We start from the raw sequence: 24,712 nt of genomic DNA, 5'->3' as shown, positions 1-24,712 counted from the left end.
TTTTCATTTCACAGTCTTATGCCGATATCGAATGAAAGCTACAATCCCATAAAAGATAGGTATGCTTTCTACGATTAGCCAAATGATCACAATTGCAAAGCTTTTATAGTGTTCGTAATATCTGCCGACGTTTCGTGAATATAAGTATGCTATTGTCACTGAAGCCAGTGTTAAAAGAGGAACGTAAATTTTTTTACCATTAGTATTGAACAAACTCGATAGACATTTTGAAGCTATGTAGATAAGGAAAGAGCTGTGAATAAACATAGATGACGACCATATTCCAATCAAAAGCGGGTCAGTATTCCCTAATAAATTCTCTTCTTTCGAACTACGCACCATCTCAAGAAAAGGATATTGGAGCTGCTGACCAAGATGTGGACCAAAACTCAGCATCGTCAATATCCATCCAATTAAGACAGTAATTGATACATAGAGCTGTGCAAATACCAATCTTTTTAACATCTTTGCTTCAATTTTTAAATCAGGTGCAACGAACAAGAGAACAATCCATTCTCCAAACCATGACATGACCACAATAGAGTCTTTCAAGGCGATTCCAGGATCATGATAATGAATAAAAGCTGGTAACATATTAAAATCCGCGTTCGAAAGGAACAAATTAAATAAAATGATCGTGGTTATTAGAAAAATAATAAATAATCCGTCGGCCATATATGTAATCGTTACAAAACCTAGACTTGCTGTGTACATAATCACCAAACCAATTACAAGCTGAATAAACAGCGGCGGAGTTCCTCTTAAATAATTTGAACCAAAGAATAGTACAAAGTTCTCTATATCGTAAGAAACATAATAAACACACCAGCATAGTAGGACCAGTAGCATAAATTTATGTGGCCATTTGCCAATGATCTCTTTTCCAAAGTGAACCCAAGCTTGATTAGGTCGCAGCTTACCAACATAGATTGTAAACCATAATAAAATCAAGCCTAATAAAGAGCCAACTATTAATGCAATCCAGCCTTGATAGGAGGAACTAGCAATAATAGTTGGAATCAAAAAAATGGTGGTTTGTGAGCTGAAAAAAATAGTGATAAACCGGAACAGCTGCCACTTTGTTGTACGCATAACTTTTCATTCCTCAGTTCTTTATTTTGCTGTTCCAAAATCTACAATGCGAAAGTCCGTTGCCACCTTAATATCTGCCTCGTGAGTGTAGTAATTATCCCAACGTTCTCTTACTTCCTTCCAAAGTTTCGGATCATTCCATTCCAGTAACATGCCGAGTTGTAGAACATCCGCACCTGCTTCTTGGGATAAACGTATAGCTTCGGTCAGATTAGCAGTAATTTTATCGCTTAGTTTCTCTGTAATGATATTACTGATCTCTTCTAGATTTCTTTTCTTAGGGTCCCTTAAATAAATCACACTAGCTTTTCCTTTTAATTTCACTGTGAACACTGGGCCTTTATCCGTTAGTTTTACTTTCTTTGAAGCTTTGGTGCTAACAAATACAACACTTGCCGCACTTTCTCCTCCATCCCAGGTAACAGAATAAACCGACAGCTTAAGCTTGCCTGCGGCCCATGCCAATGCCCTACCTTCTTTAAGCTTTAGTATTCCCTTCATTTTCTCATTCTGAAACAACATGGCCCCTTGAATGCCTGCCCAATATTGTGGTTTACCTTCTTTTGTAGTTTCCTCTTTTTTACCAAATGAAAGATTATTTATAGCAAACCCAACTCCAGATGCCTCGGCGAACAAGCAGTCCTTGATTGTAGTTGAAAACATATATTTTTCTGTTCCAAAGCTCATTAGTACATCAGAAGGCAATTGTTCGTAGATAGGTGTTAATGTATTCATCTCTTTGGCACTGCCGGGACTCGCCATGACATAGGTTCCAAGGGGAAGGGCTGGCTCTCGTCTAATCCATAACAGAAGTTCACCGATTCCTTGTTCTGCATAAGCTTTCCCTAAGACGATTATTTTTAATTGGGAAAGACTAAGCTGACGTGTTAGGTCTTTTTGGACTAGTAACATGGCATCTGCTATCGTATCTGCGGTCTTGGAAACTGTAGAATAACTATTTCCATCGCCGCCACCACTAGCGGGTTGGCTTGATGAGTTAAGACGATTGGGCAAAGGAGAGTTAATCGTAATTTCAACGGTGCCTGCTTCTTTGCCTACATCTATAAACAAGCCGTATACAAAGGTTAATTCGTCCAGTTCCACCTTGGACGACCAGCAGCCTGTTACATTTAGGAATAGAAGTATAACAACTCCAATTTTTAGAGTTCTCATTTTTGTTTCTGTCTCCTTAGATTCCTGTTGCTATAAATGTTGCTTCGTTTCTTCATATAGTTAGAGGGAAAACGAGATAATGTGTCCTTCCAGTCTTGTAACACCAAAGGAGCAACGGGTTGTAAATACGGTGAACCTAACGGCCTAAGATTAGCCAGATGCCCGTAAATCAAAAAGGCTGTAATATATACCCCGAGTAATCCCATCGTCCCCCCCATAATCAATAAAGGGAAACGAAGTAAACGAAAAGTCAAACCCAGCTCATAATGGGGAATGATGTAGGTGGCAATTCCGGTAATAGAAACCACAATGACCATTGGAGCAGATACAATTCCTGCTTGTACCGCAGCTTGACCGATGACTATACCCCCAATAATAGAAACGGTCTGGCCCACAGGCTTTGGTATTCGGGTTCCAGCTTCTCTAAGGGCCTCGAAGGTAAGCTCCATGATTAAAGCCTCAGTCAAGGCTGAGAAAGGAATATTCTCTCTGGCAGATGCTATCGTAATTAACAGGTTTGAGGGAATGATCTGAGGATGAAAGGTTGTAATCGCAACATAAAGCGATGGAAGAATCATGGATATGATGGAGAACACAAATCGAACGATTCGAATCCAGCTTGCTGCATAGAAGCTTTGATAATAATCCTCAGAGGATTGTAGCATTGTAAAAAAAGATGTAGGTGCAATCATTGCAGTGGGTGTGCCATCCTGTAATATTCCAATCCGGCCTTCCATTAAAGAAGCTGCCACCGAGTCGGGGCGTTCTGTATATTGAAATACCGGAAATGGTGTCAAGTTCCCCTTCCGCAATTGTTCCGATATATAACTAATGCCCAATATTCCGTCAATTTCTATTTCATTTATTTGCTTTTCAATTTCAGCAAGAACTTCTTTTTTATAAAGACCTTCAATGTATACAACATACACATCGGTTTTTGTATATTTACCAATCGTATAATGAATAGTCTTTAGATCCGGATGTTTAATTTTGTGTCGGAGCAGGGACAGATTCGTTTCAATATCTTCAATAAATGCCTCTTGAGGTCCAATCACCACAAGTTCATTTTGTGATTCCGTGACCGATCTTTTCTGATATTGCGTGATCTCAAAATAATAAACATAAGGAAGCTCTTCAAAACAAAGCACTACTTTTCCAGCGACGATCAGATCTACAGCCTTGTTTAAGTCAAACTCCTTAAGATACGGGATTGGAAAAACAGCTCCTCGATCCAGTCGTTCTAAAAAATCAGACCATTTGTGCTCTGAATTTGCTTCATTTCTTAGCGGCAATGCAATATCCTTATGAAGACTCAGGGAATTCACAATGAATGGGATATAGATCAAGTGGCAGGAATGCCCGTGAAGGCGAATGGATTGAAAAACTGCATCACTAGATCCCTCTAGTTGTTCTTTAATTGTTTCAATAATTCCAGACATCTGCGGCATACCTCCAAGATTGTGACTTGTTAATCTGGCTTAGTTTGCCAATGAAATGGAAGGTTTATTCTTATATCAGAGCAAAAAGGCATGAGTCCGGTATAGTACCGAACTCATGCCCATCAAACCCCTAGATTTCAAATCAAGGAAATGTAGCACCAATATTAGTTCCGCTAGGTGTTCCAGATCCGATTAGGTCGCTACCCCCAGTTAATTTGAGGAAACTGCCCAGACTAAAAGATCCATCAGCATTTCGCACCACTGAAGGCGTAAGACTTACAAAATCAGCGGCACTGGCTACCAAACCCTTGGCATTGGTACTTGCATTACTCTTCCACCACACATTAGTACTTAGAATATCGGTGCCACTTGTTTTATCGCTCGATCCTCCTGCAAAAGACAAGTTGTTCGTAAATTGGTGAGTACCGGTATCAAAAGCAAAGTTACTCTGTCCGTTACTCCAAGAAGTATTATTTGTTAACTGGATGGAACCTGGATTACTGTTGTAAGTGAATCCGTGTTTTTTATTTTGAAATGCGATGCTATTCAGTACAATGTGGTTTACTGCAATCTTTTCACCACCTAGTTTGAATCCATTCCCATCGCTGTTTGCCGTTGAATTTCCATCTGAGGTCTGTCCGTTCTTATAGGAGATACTATTCTTGATCGTCACCACTCCGATGGGGCCTGTTTCTGATTTACTGTAAAGATCCCAGCCGTCATCTGTATTCCATGCAGCTATACATTTATCAAATACGTTACCAGGACCTATAGTCAGCTTAGCAGCAAAACCATCAGCGTCTTCTCCATTATCTGGATCATAATTATCATGAGAGTATACTCCAATGATTTGATTATAGCTCGGCCATTGACTCATGCTGGTCAGAGATGAAGCATAACGGCTGATTTGCAGTCCCGAATCCCGGTTATGATGGGTTTCAACATTCTCAATAATGTTATAGTTCCCGCCAATAAAGAGCCCATTGTCTCCTGAGCCTCTTATCTCTAATCCTTTTACCTTCCAGTAGTTACCGTATATCTGCAAACCACGTTGAGCTGGGTCAAATGGCTGGGCGTAAAAATCCAGTATAGGCTTCTCAGTCCCATATGCAGCGATGTTCTTTCGTAAGTTAGAGCTTCCGTTATTATCTTGTCCAACAATTATTGTTGAAGAATACGTGTAAACCCCTCCACGCATATAGATGGTTTCCCCGGGGGCTACCTTCGTAATCGCTGAGGCCAGTGTGGTTGGACTACCAATTGTTCCTGCGTTGCTGTCCAGACCATTAGGGGCTACATAAATCGAGCCTGCAATTGGTGTTGCAGTTGGAGTGGTGGTTGGAGCTACTGTCGCAGTGGGGGTTGCGCTTGCTGTTGGAGTAGCCGTAGGAGCTACCGTTGGTGCAATTGTTGGTGCTACGGTAGGCGTAGATGTCGGAGTGCCCGTTGTGATATCGGAGACATTGATATTGTCGAACTTCGCTGCTGTCTTATAAGCTACAAGTCCAATACCTCCTGCTGTCAAATTGTTATCGTGTGCATTTAACTGCAAAACATCATTTACATACATTTTAAGCGAATCTCCACTAAGCTCCAGCCTAACTGTATAGGCAGTTCCAGTGGTTATAGGAAAATCAGTTTTACTAGCCAGTGTTGAACTTGAACCATTCACCTTTTTTCGTATTTCAAGCGTCCCACCATTACTGTTAGACAGAGATGCAGCATAATAGTTATTTCCGTCAACATAGCGCCCGCACACATAAGTTCGATTAGTTCCATTGAAATTATCAATCTTCACATCGGCTTGAACACTGTAATCTGTCCACGTGTTGCTACCGGAGAACGAACGTCCTTCGTTTTGACTGGATTGATAATACATATGATTGCCACTCTCTTCAACTACAGACCAAGTTCCTGTTGTACTCGTCCAATTGTCGGCATTTCCATTCTCAAAATCATTGCTAAAAATATTTGCTGCCTGTGCGGTAGGGTTACTCCATACCAAATTACCTAGAACCAGCGAAGTTGTAAGCGTAACCATAATTCCGAATGAAAATTGTCCTTTTAGTTTCACGTGAACATCTTCCTCCTTGTTTTTGTGATTTAAATAAAAAGCGAGGACATTCCTCCAATCCTGTGTCATCTATAACTCCAGCCTAATCTCAACTATAATTAATATTTTGAAGTTGTACAGCTACTTTGTGCCCATATTATTACATTTATTTAAATTAATATAAAAAAAGCACCCTCGATCTCACTCGAGAGTGCCTTATCTATACCCTTAGTTTTGAATTAACGGTTTCAAAACCTTCAGTGAAGCTTGCAATTGCTCCGAACATTGTTCATACATTTTTTTAGCTTTTTCGTTATCTGTTGATAAACTGAACATCTCTAAATCAGCTTCACACTTTTTCAGCAAAGCATATAATTGTGGCTTATCCTGCGGCTGTGGGACTTTAAAGTTATCGGCATACAAATCGACTGTCAGCTCACCATAAGAATCAACTTGTCCAAGAAACACATTTTCAACAGTCAGACCCATTTTTTCAAGGGCACCATCAAGCCAGCTTCGCGTTAGATTTAGAGTATCTAATGGTTTGTCGAGCACTTTACCATCCATAATGACAACTTGTGACTCTTTCTCTGGAGCAACCTTTATACCCAATTGCTTAGGGGTTAGCGGCTGATTTTCACTCTTAAGTAAAACATTTATGGCTCCATCAGATTCCATAATCGCAAATTCCACTTCCGATATATTGAAAACGTCTTTTTTGCGTAACTCCTCCAGCAGTTCATCTGTGGTTAAACGTTCTTTTTTCATGTGATCTTCGAGAATTTTCCCGTCCTTAATTAGTACGGTAGACTTGAAATCAATAAAGTCTCTTGCTTTTTTACTCTTCATCTGAAGGTATTCGATCCCTAAAGAACAAGCTACCCATACAATTAGTGCAATGAGCCCTAAATGCCATAACTTATCCGTATCCAAAGAAATGTAAGCGGCTAAGCTGCCGACGGTTATCCCCGTAATATACTCGAAGAACGAGAGCTGCGATACTTGTCTCTTTCCCAGTAATTTTGTTAAAAAGAAAAGTACAACCACAGCAAAGAGCGTTCGAACTATAACCTCCAACCACTCCGGCATTACAAATACCCTCCTTTTTGAATCAAAGCTTGTTTACTAACACTCATTATTTGTCAATAAAGCCGCATTCACTCCGGAATTTCACTACTTATTTATGGAAAATCCTCTATTACTACAAACATGAATTTTTTTCCTGCATAACGATAGATGCATTTGAGGACAATAGCAATCGTCATGCTAATAATCCAACACAGAGGAGAGAAACTCAATGACAGTAGCCTCACAAGTAAAAACATGTTTATCTTCTTTAAAAGGTGCTCAAGCCAGTCTTGAACAATTTGCACTAGAAACACAAAACGAGAGTGCAAAAACCTTGTTCACAAACGCAGCTGAGCAAACACAACAAATCGTAACTCAAGTAGAGAACCGGGTAACCGAATTAGAGTCCGAAGAGCCTCAATATAAAGGGTTCTAATTAAAGCTAAAGGGGTCTTAGGCTAGAAAAACTAGCTTTAAGACCCCTTTTCATCATGTACAATATTCGAACGAATGCCACGCATGCCCTTATTAGCCGGAATAAGTATCTGAACAGAAGTGCCAATTCCGACACGACTAAAAATGGTTACGCCATACTCAGATCCATATTGCAGTTTAATCCGCTGATCCACATTACGGACCCCATAACCTGTATTCGTATGGCCCTTTGGATCAAAAATTTGATCAATACGTTCCTGTCTCATGCCGATTCCATCATCAATGATGCGGAACAGAATATCATTGCCCTCTTTACGCCCAACAATGCGTAAATGAATGTGGTCACCACACCAGGCGTGCTTCAGCACGTTCTCGATAAATGGTTGTAGAATCAGTTTTATGGTCTCATAAGGCCAGATTTCTGTATCAAAATCAAACATAACTTCCAGACGATCACCGTATTTAATTTTCTGAATTTCTAAATAAGCGTTTGCTTGTTCAATTTCAGTGGGGACCGGAATCATGGTACGTCCTTCATTAAGCGTCAGGCGATAAAACTTCGCTAATTCCAGCACCATCTGCTGCAGCTTTTCATTTTGACCAAACTTGGCTAATTGAATAATAGATGACAACGTATTATATAGGAAATGAGGATTGATTTGTGATTGTAGAATTTCAAGCTCTGCTTCCTTCTTCTGGAGCTGCGTCAAATATACTTCTTTAATCAACATATCGATATTCTCGCCCATATCATTTAACGCGGTTGCAATCTGAGAGAATTCATCCTTGCCTCGATAGGAAATACGCTTGTGAAGATCACCTTCCCGATAGGCATTCAGCACGTACACGAACTTATTAATCCGAATTGAAAAATATCGGGATATAAATATGCCGACAAAACTAAAGACAACACAACAGATGAGACACATTAAAATAATAAACAGTCGTACCTTCACTGCATCCTGTTCAAGTATCGTAATTGGAACTAGCGCGTTTAATTGCCAAGCTTGGTTAGAAACCGTAACTGTTTCACTAATCGTCAGGTAATCCTTATTAAGTTCGGCTTCATTGGTATAGTGCTCTGGTAGTTCTCCCGATTGGTACATCGTTCTTCCGAACTCGTTTTTTAAAATTAGAATACTTCCTTTTCCTATCTTCGTATAATTCACACTATTAAACAGATCTGGAATGCCTACATTAATCCGCAAGAAGCCAATCTCCTTAGGCACGAGAGGGTCGTATGTATCTATTAATCTACGGAGCAACGAGATCCGATTATTTTCTACATCGCGCTCGATCTGCCACCATTTCATAGTCTCCGCGTATTTCTCGGTTGGAAAATCATAATACCAGGATTTCCCTTCAATCCGTTTCATATGGTAAAGATGATAGAAGCTACTATTATCCAGATAGCCCTCAAGTGAATTCGAATAGATCTCAGGAATGGATTCATTCTTTAAAAATAGCGACATCCCAATCCTCATACCCGTTGATTGAATAGCTACGTCCAGCTTTGGAAGTACCTTCATAGACATCCTATCATAATTTTCCCAGCCTTCTTCATAACTTCGCAAATTCCGATAGAAATCATAATCACTATATAATTGCGTTGATATCCGAATAACTTCCCCCATTTTATAATCAATATTATCGCGAATCTGCAACAACGTACCTTTAATATTCGAACTTGTATGCTCGCGTAATGAATCATTGTACATAGAGTGAGAGACAAAACCGATCACGGATACAGGGATAATAATGAAAAAAATATAGGTCAGCATTAATTTATACCCTATCGGCACATACTTATGTTTTCTTCTTGGTTGTTTCATGCAACATCATCCCCCATCACTTCTCCCGCTTACGATACTCCATAGGTGTCATACCATAGGCTTCTTTGAACTGTCTGCTGAAGTAAGGAAGATAACGGTAACCTACCTGGCTCGCGATTTCATAGATTTTACACTTCGGATCTTTCAAAAGCTTGCCTGCTTGTTCCATTCGCAGCTGAATGAGTACTTCGCTGAACGTTTTCCCAGTTTCCTCTTTAAATAGATATCCCAAATAGTTGGGTGAGAAAGAGAACTGCTGTGCAATATCCTTTAACGTAAAATTCTCGCTCATCTTATCCTTCATCATTTGCATAATTTCTCTAATCAGTTTATTGTTCACTGACTCTGTTTTGCTTCGTAGGTACTCGGATATTTCAAACGTTTTGAGTACAAGCCAAGAGCGTATATCACTGATCGTATCGAATTGAAGCAAAATATCTAAACTATGTAACTCCATACCTAAGATTTCAAATAAATCCTCGCTAACCTCCTTCAACTGCTGATCCAGCTTCCATATAATATACATGGCTAGATTATGAATCGTAAATTTAGATCTTAGACTACTCACGGATCTGAACAGCTTATCGATCTCATCATAAATAAGGACTAACTCATATTCTTTCATCGCTTTAAAAAGCGTATCCATACGGGTATCCAACGTACGGGCATCAATCATTCCAGGTTCGCTGCTAACCGTTTCATACATAATAAGTTTGCCTTTGCCAAGAAACATCTTTCCGTCAACGGCTTCCATAGCTTGCCGATAGGAGGTGTGGACCTGTTCCATAGCAAATGTAGGCTTCCCTACACCTACGGTCATAGTGACAGGAAATTTTGTACGAATCGAGTCATAAATTTCTTCAATAAACCTCTCCATCTCCTGTTCGTTAATCAACAACGCGATTCGATAAGACGATACCTTATAGCAATGAGGCATCCCGTGCTTCTGAGCAATTGTATTCACTTCATATAGAAAGTCCTTGGACATTAGATGTTTAGTTAGATTATCCTGTTCTTGAAACCAGTTGAAATAGTCCAGCTCCAAGACCGCCACACGTATAGGCCATTCCAGCTTATCCAGACCGTAGGATTTCATAAGCTTCAACATTCCAGCTTGAGTATCCCCCTCCCATTCCCCTTCAAACAAGCGGATCAACAAATCATTTTTGGCCATAGGAATCATATGCTGATAAGCTTCTTCAACGTCACGCCGTTTACTTTCATCATCTAAATCCTGCTTAACTTTCTGAAGTGCAGCAATAAGTTCCTTGTCATCCATTGGTTTAAGGACATAGCTATACGCTTTTAGCGAAAGCGCCTGTTTCACATAACTGAAATCCTGGTAACCGCTTACAAAAATCACACGTATATCGTTTTTTTTCTCTATGGCAATCCGAGCCAGCTCTAGACCCGACATATTCGGCATATTCACATCACTAACAATAATATCAATAACATGCTGTTCTAAAATATCGCATGCGGTAAACGCGTTATTCGCTGCCTCCACGACCTGCATACCCAGTTCATTCCAAGGAATGAATTGTCTCATGCCTTCAAGATCAAGCATCTCATCGTCTACTAATAATACGTTGTACATCAACACAATCCTCCTTTGAAATGTTTTTAAACCAACCTGCTGAATTCTACTAACCAATCTTTTTCAGTATACCATTCATTCTCTTACCTAACAGCTTATAAAGCAATGAGCACTAGAAATGGGACGTAAAAACGAAGGCTCGCTAAATAGCAAACCTTCGTATTACAAATTATTATTTACCTAAAGCTTTCTTATTTTCTGTCCATACTTTTGTTACATAATCGAGGAATTTCTCATAGCCAACCTTGATAGAATCTTCATGTGCTTTATCAAGAATTGCTAATGCTTCTGCATCAGTCTTCGCATACATAGATTTTGCTCTTGCTGTTAACCAGATATCTCTGACACTTTGTCTAATAATACCTTCTTCACTGTCTGGAGCCGGATCCCAATTCAGGAACTCCGTAAAGTCACCTTGTGAAGCCCAAGTTACTTCCATCTGCCAACGGTTACTAAAGTCAATCTTGTCAGCTGGAAGGGTTTGCAACATCATTTTCTTTGTATTATCCAAGAAAACTGTATTACCTACCCATACCAAGTCACCGGCTTTTCCGCTAATTTCGGACAGAGCTTCTGGCTCATTCAGATACTTATCTTTATTAAATTTAGGAGTAAGTCCATCTGCTTCAAATCCATCCCAATAACCATCTGGTCCTGGAGGACCCCAGTTAAGAACCATAGAACCTTCTGGTCCTGTCATCCAGTCAAGCATAGCGAATACAGCCTCTGGATTTTTAGCGTTTTTAGTGATTGTAGCAACGTTCCAACCTAACTGATTGTACGTTCCTGGAGTAATCTTACTTTGATCCAAACCAGCTTTGTAAATCGGTTTAATAAACATATAACCAGCTTCTGGATCCGTCTTCTTCATCTCTTCATCAGCAGTGGCGAGCAATTTCATTGGATCAAAAGTCGCAATAACAGCAAACTTGCCATTCATCGCTTTCTCTCTAATTTGATCTTCTGTTTGTGTATTCGCATCCTGCGTCATTAGCTTCTCACGCATTAATTTAGCAGCAAATACAACAGACTCACGGAATCCTTCATCCTTGTATATCGAACCCATTTTGTCGCCATCAGGTACGGCGTATATTCTAGTATACGACAGATTATTCTCTTTAAAAGAGGAAAATAACTGGTCAATTCCGTTACCATCTCTCGCTAAGCCTGTCTCGAACGGAATAACGTCAGGGAACTTCGCCTTAACAGCATTTAAATATGCATACAAATCATCTGTCGTTTCTAGCTTAGGAGAACCAAGCTCTTTGTAAATCTTCTTATTAATAGCATAACCGGCATTTCCGTTTGGTTGAGTTGTATAATAATTCGGCAGCTGATAAATCTTCCCATCAGGGGAACGAAGTAATTCCAAATGTCCAGATGTTAGGTATTTCTTAAAGTTTGGATATTTATCAATATATTCATCTAAAGGAACTAGCATATCCGCTTGGCGAAGACGTTCTACGTCAGCACCTTTCTCGGTCCACACAATATCCGGCAGCTCGTTACCAACGATCATCGTTTGCAGCTTTTGAGCGTTATTACCACCAGAGCTAATTCCTGTGACATTAATCTTCAGATTATCTAAAATCCATTTAGAAGCAGCATCTTTGCCCCATTTCGGCATTTGATACCAGCCGTAATTTCCGTAGAATGAGACTTCAAGCGGTTCTTTCCCTAATTCATACAAATCAGCCGCGGGAGCTTCAGTTGCTGTGTTGACCGCTGTTCCTCCTTCTTTCTCTGGTTCAGCAGTTGCCGCTGGAGCGCTTGAATTGTTGCCACTACAACCCGCCACCAAAGTCGTTAATAGCAAGGTAGACATCATACCGAGAAGCATCTTTCTCTTAGTCTTCAATGTATTTTCCCCTTTCAATTTGTAATCTATGTTCAAAGCAATACGCTCTAAACCCAATCTCATTCTATCATCCTACTCTTTTAATGATCCGACCAAGACCCCTTTAACGAAGAATCTTTGTAGGAATGGATACACACATACAATCGGAATGGTTGCAACCATAATCGTAGCCATCGTTAATGACTTCGAGGTTATTTTCTTAGCCGAGTTAATATGAGCAATGGAGCTTGCATCTACATTAGACAGCTGTTCTGAAGCAATATTAGAGAACAGTATCTGTCTTAAGATGGTCTGAATCGGCATTAACTCCTCTTTCGTAATGTAAATACTCGCTACGAACCACTCATTCCAGTGATTTACTGCTGTGAACAAAGATAATGTTGCTATAACTGGCCCCGACAAAGGAAGTACGATGCGGACAAAAGTCCCCCAATACCCGCAACCGTCAATCTTTGCTGACTCCTCTAAACCTTGTGGAAGACCTTGAAAGAAGGTCCGGAATATGATCATATTCCATACGCTGACCAGTGCAGGAATAATAAACACCCAAAATGAGTTGAAGAGACCTAAACTTCTGATAAGCATGTATGACGGAATGAGTCCCCCACCGAAATACATAGTAATGATACACATAATCATGTAGTATTTGCGACCCATCAGTTCACGCTTCGACATTCCATAAGCGAATATCGAAGTGGCCAGTATCGCTGTTACTGTACCGATTACCGTCCGCAATGTAGCAATGACGAATCCACCCATTAGACGGGAATCTTCAAAAACGATCTTATAATTCTCAAGCGTGAACTCACGGACCCAGAAAGTAACTCCGCCTTTCGAAGTATCCATCCCCTCATTAAAGGAAATAACAAGTGAATTCCAAAATGGATAAAAGGCGGAAAATGCCAGTAAAGTCAAGAATACATATATGAATCCTATAAATATTCGATCTCCTATATTAATACGTTTCATAGTTTGGTCCCCCTATATTGAGTAATTCATTACCACAAGCTGTTCCCTGCTCTTCTGGCAATGAAGTTGGCAAAGGTAAGTAATGTCACGCTGATCACGGCCTTGAACAATCCGATAGCAGTCGCATAGGAGTACCTGAAATTGTCTATACCGACACGTACAACATATACATCAACTGAATCTGACACTTCTCGTAGTGCTGGATTAGAAGCTAGGATCAAAATATCTTCGAATCCTGCATTCACCAGATTACCGATTGCCAAAATCATAAAGATGATTACAACTGGCATAATTGAAGGCAACGTAATCAAATATATCTGTTTAAACCGACTTGCACCATCCATCGAAGCCGCTTCATATAAATGCGGGTCAATACCAGCAATGGCAGCTAAATAGACGATTGAAGCAAATCCAATTTCTTTCCATACATTGGTTGTAACTAAAATGCCCCAGAAATATTCAGTCATGGAAAGGAAGTTGATCGGTTCATCAATAAATTTCAATTTCTCAAGCAGCATATTTATACTGCCGTTATCTACAGATAACATCGAGGTAACCATTGAGCCGATAACTACCCAAGATAAGAAGTGAGGCAAATATGTAACGGTCTGAATAACCCGTTTAAAGAACATCTTACGAACTTCGTTCAGCATTAACGCCAAAATAATCGGTGCAGGAAATCCAAAACAAAATTTCAGTAAGCTGATGATGATTGTATTTTTCATAACCACTTCAAATTCAGGTGCATTAAAAAAGTAAATAAAGTGCTTAAAGCCAACCCAGTCACTGCTAATAAAACTATTCCCTAACTTGTAATCCTGGAATGCAATTAGAATCCCATACATGGGGATATAGGCAAAAATAAAAACTAGAACAAGTGCTGGTAATACCATAAGCTGTAGATCTATTTGCTTAAAAAAGCGTCTGATCCCGCTAGTTCGTTGCTTGTTGAGATTCGGTCCGGATCTCTTGTCTGGTGCGACGCTTGCGTTCGCCATAGGTGAATCCTCCTTGTGATGATTTTGAAGATATGTACAGATAATTAATGTCCTTTCTCCCTCCGCTATAGTTGCAACATTTATAAAATAATCATAAGGTTTAAGCGCTTTCAAAAATATATGACAAAACAACTATTATTGATACTTTGACACTCTCTTGCATTAGCTCGTCTCATATTCCTTAAGCTTGAATAAAAAAAGACACATACAGAGATAACATCTGCATGTGTCTTTGACTTTCTCCTTAATTAGCAAGAGTACTCAGTATTTCTTCATTTATCTTTTCAGTAATTACTTTTTGGACCTTCCCATTATCCAGATAAACAATAGAAGGAACTGAATCTATTCTTAGCTTGGCAGCAAGTCCGGGTGACTTATATACATCTACCTTTGTGACCCTGACATCCGAATGGGATTGCTCAAATCCTTCAATTAGAGGCAATAACTCCCGACAGGAAGGATCTGTGGCATTCCATAAATAAACAACGGATGATTTACCTTGATTTAGAATTTGATGCTCATAAACCTCACATTCAGATATATACTTCTCTGCACCGTACCCTGCAATGGCACCATCGCCAACAGCAGTAGCAACTTGTTTAAGAAACTTATCGCACACATCTCCCGCTGCAAAAACACCAGGGATATTCGTTTCCATTTTCTCATTAATAAATACATAACCATTTCGATTCAAATCTACTACACCTGATAAGATTTCTGTGTTCGGGGTGTATCCAATAAATAAGAAACATGAATCGACCTTTACGTTTTGCAGTTCATTAGATTTTAAATTTTTCAGGACGACGGAATTCAAACGTTCCTCACCTTCGAAAGAACTTACCACCGTATTCCACATGAATTCCATTTTAGGGTTTTCTAGTGCCTGCGTTTTGGCAATTTCATTACAATCCATTTTCCCATGATCATGCATGACAGATACGATCACTTTATCAGCAAACTTAGTTAGAAACATCCCTTCCTCAATAGCTGCATCACCACTGCCAACGACCATAACTGTCTTCCCCGTATTTGCCGCAGCGTCACAGGTTGCACAGAAGGAAATCCCTTTATCATATAAGAACATATCTTCATTAGCTGCACCTGTAATTCTTGGTTTTCCTCCACTGGCTATGATAATGACTTTACACTCATATCGTACCCGAAAGGTCTCCACTACTTTAATGTCTTCTACTACCGAGACAGATTTGACATCTGTCATTTTGAAATCAACACCAAATTTTTTGGCTTGTTTATGAAATAATCCCATAAGGTCTGTTCCGGTCGTTCCTTCAGGAAAACCAGGATAATTTTCTATTTCATTAGTATAAGTCGCAAGACCGCCTACCAGCGATTTTTCCAAAAGGAGTGTCTTCAATTTTGCTCGTCCACAATAGATCCCTGCTGTTAATCCAGCAGCCCCGCCACCGATAATGACGACATCATACTGTTCTGTCTTCTTTTCCATTTCAATTGTCCCTCCTGTGTAGATTTTGATTTCAATAAAATAGGCTGACTCTCGTCAGCACTATAAGCTCAGCCTATTTCACTTTTACATAAAGAATTTGGCTAATAATTTACTGCCTATAAATGCACCAACCAGCAGGAACAATCCAAAAATCCAGCCTGAAAGCGATAAAGAAGCTATAGCCGTAAATAATGCACCTATATTACATCCATTAGCCAGTCTAGCTCCGTACCCCATGAGCAACCCACCAAGTACAGCCGCCACTACCTGCTTTTTGGACTTAATTTTCTTAAGCTTGAACTCGGAAGCAAACAATGTCGCTGCTAATGCACCTAAGATAATCCCTACATTTCGAATGGACCCACCATCATTTAAAAATCCGGAAGATAATGTTTTTTGAGCTTTCTCCGTACTAAAGTAAGCCCAGTTATCTACATTTCCTCCTACCAGTCGATACGCCCAAGCTCCCCAGTCCGCGAAGGCGCTGGTTACTCCCCATCCTTTTGAGAAAACAGCCAGATGTGCTGTAGCGAACACAGCCAGAAGTACAGCTCCAGTTACATAAGTAAACGGTTCTTTGAGCAATTGCTTGTAAAAGCGGTTAGACGATATCTTCAACCAGAATTCGTTCACCGTTTCATTCACCGTCCTTTCCTACTCAGCGATCCTATTTTACCTTCTCAATAACAACTTCCCACTCGCCATCATCGACCTCTTCGATTTCCACATTATGTCCCTGTTTTCTCGCCCATTCTGGTACGTTTTTCATTGCGCAACTATGATCAATAGCAACAACTAAAACGTCTCCAACATTTAGTTCAGTCATCTTCTTTTCTGTTCTCATTAACGGTACCGGACAAGCTTCTCCCATGCAATCAAGTGTAAATTCAGCCATCTTAAAAACCACCTTTATATTTTTTTGAAATACCAATAGTGAAAATATTCACGTAATAACTTATACTAATCTGCGCTTCCCATCTTTTTCTCTTGCCATTTAACTGCAGCGATGTACAACAGAAGAATGATCAGGAACTGAACAACTAGTGCTCCAAGCCAACCAAAGACGTCTGGTAAAAATACTGTTGGTGCATCCTTTATAACGTTAGCTCTCCACCAACCCATATCATGTGATCCCCAAAGTGAACCAATGATAAAAAATACAAGCGACAGCATCTGCATTGTGAACCCTTCACCTACACGCATCAATGTACCCGAAGCGCAACCACCTGCAATAACCATGCCAATTCCAAATAATACAGCGCCAATTATCAAAGCAAAACTGATTTGACCCACATTGTCCATCCCAGGAATCGGTTTACCTTCCAGGAACGCTGGATACTTAATGGCTGTAAATCCGATCGTAGCGAGAGAAAATGCTATCAGTACAGCTCTTGTTACCGATGTGCTGCCTGTAATACATGGATCTCTAAGTGATGCAGTAAAGCAGAATCGTGATCTTTGCAAAATAACGCCAAACGAAATACCGAAAAGCAGGTAGACAACCATTTTATCGTGGGAATGGTCTAGGAAAAAACCAAACCCAATAATGAGAACTGTAACCAGCAACGCGATGGGCAACTGACTCTTTTTAGGTTTTCTAGGAGCTCTGGTTCGGGTTGATTTCGTTTCGGGACTTACGGTTTGCCCCATAGTCTAACACCTCCATCGTTTTATGTAATTGACTATGTGAAAATAGTAACATACTTATTTGAGCTGTGGTTATCTGCTTTCTTTATGCTGTATAAGTGTTACTAATGGCACAGATGGAGCGTAATCAAGTATGCTATAGTGTGCACTAACAGCGGGCAACAGGAGGAATAAGTATGAATATGGAAACGCTTAAATTATTTTTAGATATTGCTTCGTTAAAAAGTATATCTAAAGCCGCTCAGAAATCTCATATCACCCAATCCGCACTTAGTCAGCAGTTGAAATCCTGGGAGAATACCCTGGGTTCTGAGCTTTTTGTGAGAAGTAATAAAGGGGCCAGCCTTACAGAAGCAGGGATTATAGCGGAGAAGTATGCGGAGCAAATCTGTAAATTATATGATGATATGGTCACAGAAATCAATCATTTACAGCCAACACAGCATGAGCTGTCTATTTATGCGATTCCAGAAGTCTGTAATTATGCCCTGCCCTGTACCTTATATGAGGTAAAAAAACATTTTCCCAATTGCCATATCACTCTAAACGAAGGGGCATCGTCACTAGTAGAGGAACGTTTGCTTCTTGAAGAAGGTGATGTTGGCTTTATTTCCGGGCCTTCCCCGAAATCTGAATTATGCTCCAATATGGTGTTTTCTGATCAAGTTATGTTAGTGGCAAGCAGTACGACCGTATGTCCTGATAAAATCACACTGAATGAGCTCCCTAAATATCCGTTAATCTGGTCCTCACAGCTTCATTGTGTGCAAAGGGCTTTGAACAACATATCTGCAGGGGAGCTTAAACTAAATATACTGTTTAATTTGGACTCCCTTGAGGCGGTAAAGCTTGCAGCAATTAGAGGACATGGTGTCGCCTTTCTGCCTTATATGTCCATAAAAAAAGAGTTGTATAGTAAACAACTCAAGATTATTCATATTGATCAGTTCCAGGTAAATAACGATGTCTACATGGTAAAAAAACACAATCAGCGTTGTGACAATGATACGAAACAATTAATTCGTTATATAGAAAAGACATTGATTGATACATTATGTTGAACTTATAGCTCAATCGTAATCTCCCATACCCCATTAATGACTTCTTGAATGGAGCATTTCAAATTTGAACCACGACAGTAATCCGTGATGGAAACTTTTGCACAGCTATGATCAGTAACCAGCATCACCTTTTCGCCATTTTGAATGGCTTTTTGATGTTTTTTTAACATCATTACTGGTACTGGGCAGATTTCTCCCAGACAATCAATTTCAATCATGAGGTTACCTCCATTCCATAGATCATTAAAGTTCTAATAATGACCCAGCATTATTTTCTTCACAAAAGGAGTTGATGTAACTCTTCTAACTGGGTATCACTAAGACTCCGTACACTCCAAGTGAGTATATTTTATCATTTCCCTAAATCTACCTCCCCCACAAACACCGCAGTTCCAGAAATAAACACATCCATTCTATCAGAATCTAGTCGGTACACTTCTACATTTACTTTCCCATCTCTACCGATTTCTTGTCCTTGTTCTACATCAAATTGGATTGAGTCCATGTGCGGATTAATATATTTTAAATAATAAGCCCCCATAACTCCCGATGCTGTACCTGTTACTGGATCTTCAACGGTTCCCGAAAAAGGCGATGAGAAATTCTCCGGAAACAACTCGTTTATCGGTTTCATTTTATTAAAGCTATCTATACTCTTAATTGGAACTAATAGAGTCCATGCGCCAGTACAGCCATAAACAATCGGCATATCCTCATCAAATTCGTCAACTGTTAAGCCTAAAGCATGGGCAAGCTTAGCTCTATCACCGTCAAATTCAATAAACTCGGGATGATCTTGCTTCATTTTTATTAGTAAGTGATTATTGTTGTCCATACTGAATTGAATGGGGAGCACACCCACGTTTGTTTCGATCTTTACCGAGCTTGCCTCTCCAAGGATACCCTTTGTTTTTAAAGCAAATAAAGAAGCCATAGTTGCATGCCCACAAAGATTGATCTCATGGCCTGGCGTAAAATACTTAAGCCTTAAATCAGCTACATCCAATGAGACTACAAAAACTGTTTCATTAAAACCGACCTTATGAGCTATCGATTGCATGTCACTTTCGCTCAAATGAGCCGCATCTAATACTACACCAGCTGGATTTCCTTTGTTCGGATAAGGAGAAAACGCATCATAATGAAGCACTTTGATGTTGTTCACTGGTACGTCTCCTTTATTAAAGATTTATGAAGGTTGGATGACTGAGTATAATAATTCAGCAGTGAATATCCTAACTCTTGGCGTTCACTATTTTTTATTTCATCATCATAGCAAGTTTCATTGATAGCCTAATGGGGAGTGCAGGATTACCCATCTGGTTTAGATCCCCCACAATGAATAAATTTTTAATAGGATAAAAAAAGGCAAACGAACCTGTTGAACCGGAGTGCCCTAGTAACTCACCTTTCCCCATGTAAAGCGTGGACAAGCCATCCAAAGGAATTCTCATATAGCCGCTGCTATAGTAAATAGGTCCCATCGATAATTGAAGTTTATTAGAAGCCGATAGCATCTTAAACAACTCATTTTTAAATAGCATCCCACCAAAGAAAGCTTTGATAAATATCATTAATTCACGAGCTGTGGTGATACATCCTCCACTCGCACGACAACTCCTAATAAATTTGGAACGGTTAATTGATTTATTTTGATAAAAGATATTCGGTACAAAATCGTTGTCACCTTCAGGGAGATATGTACTTACGAGTGACAGGGGATCAAATATGAACCGCTTATAGACTTCTGCTAATGTTGACTGCTCTACCTTCTCAATGATTTCACCTAGTAAATCAAAATTTATATCAGCATAATATGCTTTTCGTTTGGTACGAGGCATAAAATGAGGCTTCAATTTTTTAATTAATGCAATCTGTTCCTCGAAGGTAATATAATAATCCTCCTTAATCGCACGACGCTTGTCATTCTCTTTTCCTTCTTCAAATACATCTGGCAAGCCACTAACCTGAAACAATAAATCGGATATTGTCAGGTCAAACGAATAATCATTACCACCAAAGACATGAAGACCACTTAACACAGCGTTATCAAAATACTGTGTAACCTTGTCATCCAACGACAGTTTACCTCGCTCTTGTAGGGCCAAAATACAGGTGGTGGTAAACAGCTTGGTGATGCTGGCCATTAGCAAAGGTGAGTCTATATTCTTCTCCCCATATCCAATATTATAGGAGTAGTCGCCATCTGTATTCTCAATGTATAGGACGCCTTCGTGAATGTGACGTGAGCTTATCGTTTTTTTGAAGGCTTGTTCTATCTTTTGTGATGTATTAGTTGTCATAGATCATCCTTTCCTCCGCTTCATTATCCAAATAATTAATAAGACAATAACCGATGTTCCCAATAAGAAATACATCCAAATCGTTTTTTCAACCAATTCATCATTGGGATAATGGCCTTTATTATAAGCTTTTACAAAGATACCCTCTTGGGTCTTAATAGCAATAAAATCTTTTGGATCGGTATTGATAATTGAATAGTAGGGCGTACCTTTAGGATAAATATTCGAGAAATTCCCCCTGTACGTTCCTTCCTCATCGGAATATTTAGTTACATGCCCTATCTTCTTATCGATTTCTTCCGAGGGGATGAGTTCATCATCTGATATTTCGTAGATGTCACCTGAATAAACAACAAACGAACCGGCCCAATCCGCGGAGACCGCATGTAATGGCGATAAAGCAATTATAGCTAGAATTACAATAATGAATTTCTTCATCTCAACCTCCTAGCTTGGATTCGATTGGTCTTTTAAATCTTCGAAGAACTCAGTAACTCTCTCCCTCGATTGTTCGAAATCGTTCAAAAGTATCGTTGTTGTGAGAAGCAAAAATGAAAGAAATGCGAAGATGATTATGGGTTTCTTTGATTTCATATATCTCACACTAATCATAGTTTTTAATGAAAATCTTAAACGAGCTCTCAATTGCGTCAAAATCAGTCGAGCCAATAATTTGATCCATAACCTTGCCATCAGAGTTTATAAAAAACAACGCAGGAAAAGCTTGTTCACCAAATTGTTTATGGAGATCACCTGTTTCATCTAGGAGAACGGGATACTTAATGTTGTAATTCGCCACGTATTGTTCTACATCAGAAAGATCATCTTGATAAAGCAAATTGATTCCGTATATGTTCACTCTATTTTTATATTTCTCATACAATGAGACAATCTTAGGAGCATCGTCATTACAATATGGACACCATGAGGTGAAAAATACGAATACAGTGGGTTTCTTCGAGAAGTCCACTTGTATTTTGTTTCCATTCGCCAACTCTTTTAGTTCAATGTTCTCAGGACTTTTAATGGGTTTTGCAGAGTTGTTTACCACGACAAATATAATCGAGCTTAATGCAATCAAAAATATAAATGTACTTACAATAATAGATATTTTCTTCAAAAATAATCCGTCCTTTTATACTTCCTTAGTTACATTAAGTTTTTTCCATTTGCGAATCTTAGAACGAAAAGTCTTAAACGGTGCTACTGAATTAATATGAATCCATTTGACCATAGGCCATCTTGGATTGTTTCCTGTCCATTTCCGCACGCCTTGCGTAAAAAGTTCTTCATCACTTAAAGAATCAATCCAGTTCTGCCACTGATGTTCTGTCTCTTGAAATAAAGATCTTAACTCGTCTAATGAGTAGGCAGCATATGTATGATAAAACGATTGATATAATCCGCCAAGTTGATTCCATTTATAATCCGGTGAAGGTGTAATAACGGTTAACCCTGCTTTTTCATCCTTATCCCATTTCATAACAAGATTCAACCAGCCCAATTGATAAGCAATGATTTCTGCTGGGGTTCGATCAACCCCTTCCATACGATTGTCTCTTTGGGAGTTCTCAATGCCGTCAAATTCTTGATCAAGAGACTGATAGGCAATATGAATCGCATCTTTCAATTCTTCTTTTGATAGATAATCGGTTGACATCATACCCCTCCTTTAAATCACTTTATTAAATTACTTTACAAATGTATTATGTACTCGCTCTGATTTCAATAAATATGCAGTCCAAATTGCACAAGTAAACGCTGACCTAATGATCCTTTTGAGTGAATCTCCATTTCCAAGTTCTCTGGCAAGAGGAATTTGATAAAGAAGTACAACATCAATGATTCCTACTACAGGGATTGCAATATAGAAAATAATCAATAACCGTGGTAAAAATGCTTTTTTTCTGTAGAAATTAATTAGAATATATACACTAAACGCTAATATAGCTATATTGAAAGTGGTTTCAAAAACAATTATAAATCCCCACAAGGGATGATAGAAATCCGAACCTTTAGAAGTAAAAGCAGTCCAGATATCGGCATCAAATGCTGTAAAAGAATCCTGAAAAAGCTGCATCAACTGAATGATAATCGTCCCATAAAGACCGATTTGTACAAGAATCAACCATCCCCCAAGTCCTGATATCCCTAATGGTTTATAATCATTTTTCTTTTCGTTTAAATTAGTTTCCACGTCAACTCTCCCTGTTTATCATCTATCACTGCTATTTATCCATAATATCCCTAAACAATTGTTCTTTTTCTTCATCTAGATCCTGATAAATCCCTAAATAATCAAAGATTTCAAATGAAAAATCAACAAATGCACGGCCTTTAGCAGTAATGATATGTTCATCTCTAACTACTCTCTTATCAACATAATTGTCTCTTGGAAATGGATCCTCTACATTAAGTTTACTGATTCTTTCCACTGAACACGAAGTAGTGAATTTACAATGGTCTAAAATGCCCGCTCGTCCTAAATACTGTGGTCCATGACATATGGCTGCCAGCATCTTCTCTTCTCGATCAAGATGGTTTATCAGATCAGTTAAATCCTGTTTTTGATTTACAATCGGACCTCCGGGAATAATTAGCCCTTCAATATCATTAAGCTTAACTGCTTCTTTGAGGACCAAATCAGGTTGATAAGTCAGACCAGATTCGCTAACTACAGATTCATAACTGTATCCTACGGATAACACTTCTTTTTTTCCAACATTTCTAATCTTATGTAGTGCCAAGGTAATCTCAAAATCCGCAAAATCATCAGATATGAAGCAAAGAATTTTGCCCATCGCACACTCCACCTTTTTTACAAAGTGATTTTATCGCCCACAACAATACACTTACTGTTACTGCCATGCCCAATCTCAGCTGTCTTTATGATAGGAATGGAGGTGGAATGGCTAATTTCCTTCACATACGCTTCTACTATCGGAAATTCATTAAAGTTCTCTAGTTCTGAAAATGACCCTAGAATCAATCCAGCACAAGCATCAAAATATTTCAATTGCTGGAGCTGAGCAAAAAAGGAGACTATTTTGTTAGCTCTGCCACTTAAACTCTCCAACAATAATATTTTGTCCGAAGGATCCGGAAAATAGCTTGTCCCTGCCAGCTTCAAAAAGCAGCGAATATTCCCTCCGATTACTATCCCGCTCATCTGGTTACCACGGACCCAATGATACCGGAAATCGTAAAGATCGTTTTGCCCCTCGAAGAATGTTCGATAAAAAGCCCTCTGCTGCTCTGCCCCATCAGAAGACACTAAATTCATCAACTGATAATGATAGGATTTCGAATTATTTTGCGTAAATAAAGCGTTCAAAATAACTGACAAATCACTCATTCCAAAAAAGGGTTTGGGGTTCATACGGATACTTTCGTAGTCTATGTACTCTAAGATTTGGTTGGCAGAATCCCCACCTGAAATATCGAATATCGCGCTAATTTCAGTATTTTTAAATAGTTGATTCAGCTCCGCTGCCCTTTCCTTTGGATTTCCACTGAAATAACCATCTTTTCTAAACAAAGTATTAGCCACCACTACATGGAGTCCAAATGAATGCAAAACTTTTTTTAATTCCTCTACTTTAGGTAGGTTCTCTACTCTCACACCATCTGAACAAGCAATCAGTCCTACTTTATTCCCGTGTGTGAATTTTAAGGATGTGTTCATTTTAATAATCCTTTCGATTCTACTTTTTAGTTTAATC

Annotated in this window: 24 protein-coding genes and 1 pseudogene; 2 read left to right on the top strand and 23 right to left on the bottom strand. The window is 39.1% G+C overall.

Annotated features, from left to right (window positions below):
• Window positions 1-3: 3 nt before the first annotated feature.
• From NSQ66_RS13915 to NSQ66_RS13895, 5 genes and pseudogenes are all read right to left on the bottom strand, one after another.
• On the bottom strand, window positions 4-1,092 hold the full coding sequence (locus NSQ66_RS13915; RefSeq protein WP_076141686.1) for a GerAB/ArcD/ProY family transporter: 1,089 nt from the start codon (window positions 1,090-1,092) through the stop codon (window positions 4-6).
• A gap of 21 nt (window positions 1,093-1,113) precedes the next feature.
• Window positions 1,114-2,265, bottom strand: a complete 1,152-nt coding sequence (locus NSQ66_RS13910; protein ID WP_076141687.1) for a Ger(x)C family spore germination protein — start codon at window positions 2,263-2,265, stop codon at window positions 1,114-1,116.
• A complete protein-coding gene (locus NSQ66_RS13905) occupies window positions 2,262-3,713 on the bottom strand; it encodes a spore germination protein (RefSeq protein ID WP_036678236.1) in 1,452 nt (483 codons plus the stop codon). The genes NSQ66_RS13910 and NSQ66_RS13905 overlap by 4 nt, the downstream gene beginning before the upstream one ends.
• A gap of 133 nt (window positions 3,714-3,846) precedes the next feature.
• Window positions 3,847-5,016 (bottom strand): annotated as a pseudogene (locus tag NSQ66_RS13900) (right-handed parallel beta-helix repeat-containing protein); the annotation flags it as partial.
• Between the two features lie 969 nt (window positions 5,017-5,985).
• A complete protein-coding gene (locus NSQ66_RS13895; RefSeq protein WP_036678238.1) occupies window positions 5,986-6,846 on the bottom strand; it encodes a DUF421 domain-containing protein in 861 nt (286 codons plus the stop codon).
• A 208-nt stretch (window positions 6,847-7,054) separates the two neighbouring features.
• On the opposite strand from NSQ66_RS13895, the gene NSQ66_RS13890 reads away from it, so the two are divergent.
• Window positions 7,055-7,261, top strand: coding sequence for a DUF1657 domain-containing protein (locus tag NSQ66_RS13890; protein ID WP_036678243.1), 207 nt, complete (start codon window positions 7,055-7,057; stop codon window positions 7,259-7,261).
• A gap of 37 nt (window positions 7,262-7,298) precedes the next feature.
• Here the strand turns inward: NSQ66_RS13890 and NSQ66_RS13885 are convergent, their stop codons facing one another.
• The 9 genes from NSQ66_RS13885 to NSQ66_RS13845 all read right to left on the bottom strand — a co-directional run bounded on the left by NSQ66_RS13885 (window position 7,299) and on the right by NSQ66_RS13845 (window position 17,629).
• Entirely contained in the window at window positions 7,299-9,092 is a 1,794-nt protein-coding gene (locus tag NSQ66_RS13885) for a sensor histidine kinase (protein ID WP_076141688.1), read from the bottom strand.
• A 16-nt stretch (window positions 9,093-9,108) separates the two neighbouring features.
• Window positions 9,109-10,689, bottom strand: coding sequence for a response regulator (locus NSQ66_RS13880; protein ID WP_036678246.1), 1,581 nt, complete (start codon window positions 10,687-10,689; stop codon window positions 9,109-9,111).
• Between the two features lie 172 nt (window positions 10,690-10,861).
• Window positions 10,862-12,547: an extracellular solute-binding protein gene (locus NSQ66_RS13875; protein WP_170914248.1), complete on the bottom strand. Its 1,686-nt coding sequence runs from the start codon at window positions 12,545-12,547 to the stop codon at window positions 10,862-10,864.
• Window positions 12,548-12,619: 72 nt separating this feature from the next.
• Window positions 12,620-13,516, bottom strand: a complete 897-nt coding sequence (locus NSQ66_RS13870; RefSeq protein WP_036678249.1) for a carbohydrate ABC transporter permease — start codon at window positions 13,514-13,516, stop codon at window positions 12,620-12,622.
• A 29-nt stretch (window positions 13,517-13,545) separates the two neighbouring features.
• The gene (locus NSQ66_RS13865; protein ID WP_036678250.1) at window positions 13,546-14,514 is read right to left on the bottom strand and encodes an ABC transporter permease subunit; all 969 of its coding nucleotides are present in this window, start codon (window positions 14,512-14,514) and stop codon (window positions 13,546-13,548) included.
• A gap of 244 nt (window positions 14,515-14,758) precedes the next feature.
• Complete coding sequence (locus tag NSQ66_RS13860) at window positions 14,759-15,979, bottom strand: FAD-dependent oxidoreductase (protein WP_038570727.1); 1,221 nt, start codon at window positions 15,977-15,979, stop codon at window positions 14,759-14,761.
• Window positions 15,980-16,063: 84 nt separating this feature from the next.
• Complete coding sequence (locus NSQ66_RS13855; RefSeq protein ID WP_232061338.1) at window positions 16,064-16,624, bottom strand: YeeE/YedE thiosulfate transporter family protein; 561 nt, start codon at window positions 16,622-16,624, stop codon at window positions 16,064-16,066.
• 22 nt (window positions 16,625-16,646) lie between these two features.
• Complete coding sequence (locus NSQ66_RS13850; protein WP_036678256.1) at window positions 16,647-16,874, bottom strand: sulfurtransferase TusA family protein; 228 nt, start codon at window positions 16,872-16,874, stop codon at window positions 16,647-16,649.
• 65 nt (window positions 16,875-16,939) lie between these two features.
• The gene (locus NSQ66_RS13845; RefSeq protein WP_036678259.1) at window positions 16,940-17,629 is read right to left on the bottom strand and encodes a YeeE/YedE thiosulfate transporter family protein; all 690 of its coding nucleotides are present in this window, start codon (window positions 17,627-17,629) and stop codon (window positions 16,940-16,942) included.
• Between the two features lie 173 nt (window positions 17,630-17,802).
• Between NSQ66_RS13845 and NSQ66_RS13840 the strand changes: the two genes are divergently transcribed.
• Window positions 17,803-18,687, top strand: coding sequence for a LysR family transcriptional regulator (locus tag NSQ66_RS13840; RefSeq protein ID WP_038570725.1), 885 nt, complete (start codon window positions 17,803-17,805; stop codon window positions 18,685-18,687).
• Window positions 18,688-18,689: 2 nt separating this feature from the next.
• On the opposite strand, the gene NSQ66_RS13835 is transcribed toward NSQ66_RS13840, so the two are convergent.
• The 9 genes from NSQ66_RS13835 to NSQ66_RS13795 form a co-directional block, all read right to left on the bottom strand.
• Entirely contained in the window at window positions 18,690-18,905 is a 216-nt protein-coding gene (locus tag NSQ66_RS13835; protein WP_036678264.1) for a sulfurtransferase TusA family protein, read from the bottom strand.
• Window positions 18,906-19,039: 134 nt separating this feature from the next.
• Entirely contained in the window at window positions 19,040-19,852 is an 813-nt protein-coding gene (locus tag NSQ66_RS13830; RefSeq protein WP_038570722.1) for a PhzF family phenazine biosynthesis isomerase, read from the bottom strand.
• A gap of 94 nt (window positions 19,853-19,946) precedes the next feature.
• Window positions 19,947-20,990, bottom strand: a complete 1,044-nt coding sequence (locus NSQ66_RS13825) for a serine hydrolase domain-containing protein (RefSeq protein WP_036678270.1) — start codon at window positions 20,988-20,990, stop codon at window positions 19,947-19,949.
• Window positions 20,991-20,993: 3 nt separating this feature from the next.
• Window positions 20,994-21,428: a hypothetical protein gene (locus tag NSQ66_RS13820; protein WP_176462545.1), complete on the bottom strand. Its 435-nt coding sequence runs from the start codon at window positions 21,426-21,428 to the stop codon at window positions 20,994-20,996.
• A gap of 166 nt (window positions 21,429-21,594) precedes the next feature.
• Window positions 21,595-22,110 carry a TlpA disulfide reductase family protein gene (locus tag NSQ66_RS13815; RefSeq protein ID WP_051491011.1) on the bottom strand — a complete coding sequence of 172 codons (516 nt, stop codon included), beginning with the start codon at window positions 22,108-22,110 and terminating at the stop codon, window positions 21,595-21,597.
• A gap of 15 nt (window positions 22,111-22,125) precedes the next feature.
• Window positions 22,126-22,653, bottom strand: coding sequence for a ClbS/DfsB family four-helix bundle protein (locus NSQ66_RS13810; RefSeq protein ID WP_076141689.1), 528 nt, complete (start codon window positions 22,651-22,653; stop codon window positions 22,126-22,128).
• A gap of 27 nt (window positions 22,654-22,680) precedes the next feature.
• Window positions 22,681-23,187, bottom strand: coding sequence for a DUF2569 domain-containing protein (locus NSQ66_RS13805; protein WP_036678279.1), 507 nt, complete (start codon window positions 23,185-23,187; stop codon window positions 22,681-22,683).
• Between the two features lie 31 nt (window positions 23,188-23,218).
• Entirely contained in the window at window positions 23,219-23,791 is a 573-nt protein-coding gene (locus NSQ66_RS13800) for a DJ-1/PfpI family protein (protein ID WP_036678282.1), read from the bottom strand.
• A gap of 17 nt (window positions 23,792-23,808) precedes the next feature.
• The gene (locus tag NSQ66_RS13795) at window positions 23,809-24,675 is read right to left on the bottom strand and encodes a S66 peptidase family protein (RefSeq protein ID WP_076105583.1); all 867 of its coding nucleotides are present in this window, start codon (window positions 24,673-24,675) and stop codon (window positions 23,809-23,811) included.
• Between the last annotated feature and the right edge of the window lie 37 nt (window positions 24,676-24,712).

It is taken from the genome of Paenibacillus sp. FSL H3-0329 (assembly GCF_037963285.1).
Taxonomy (GTDB): domain Bacteria; phylum Bacillota; class Bacilli; order Paenibacillales; family Paenibacillaceae; genus Paenibacillus_AQ; species Paenibacillus_AQ odorifer.
Note: the sequence above shows the minus strand (reverse complement) of the source record. Positions and strands in the feature narration are given on the sequence as shown.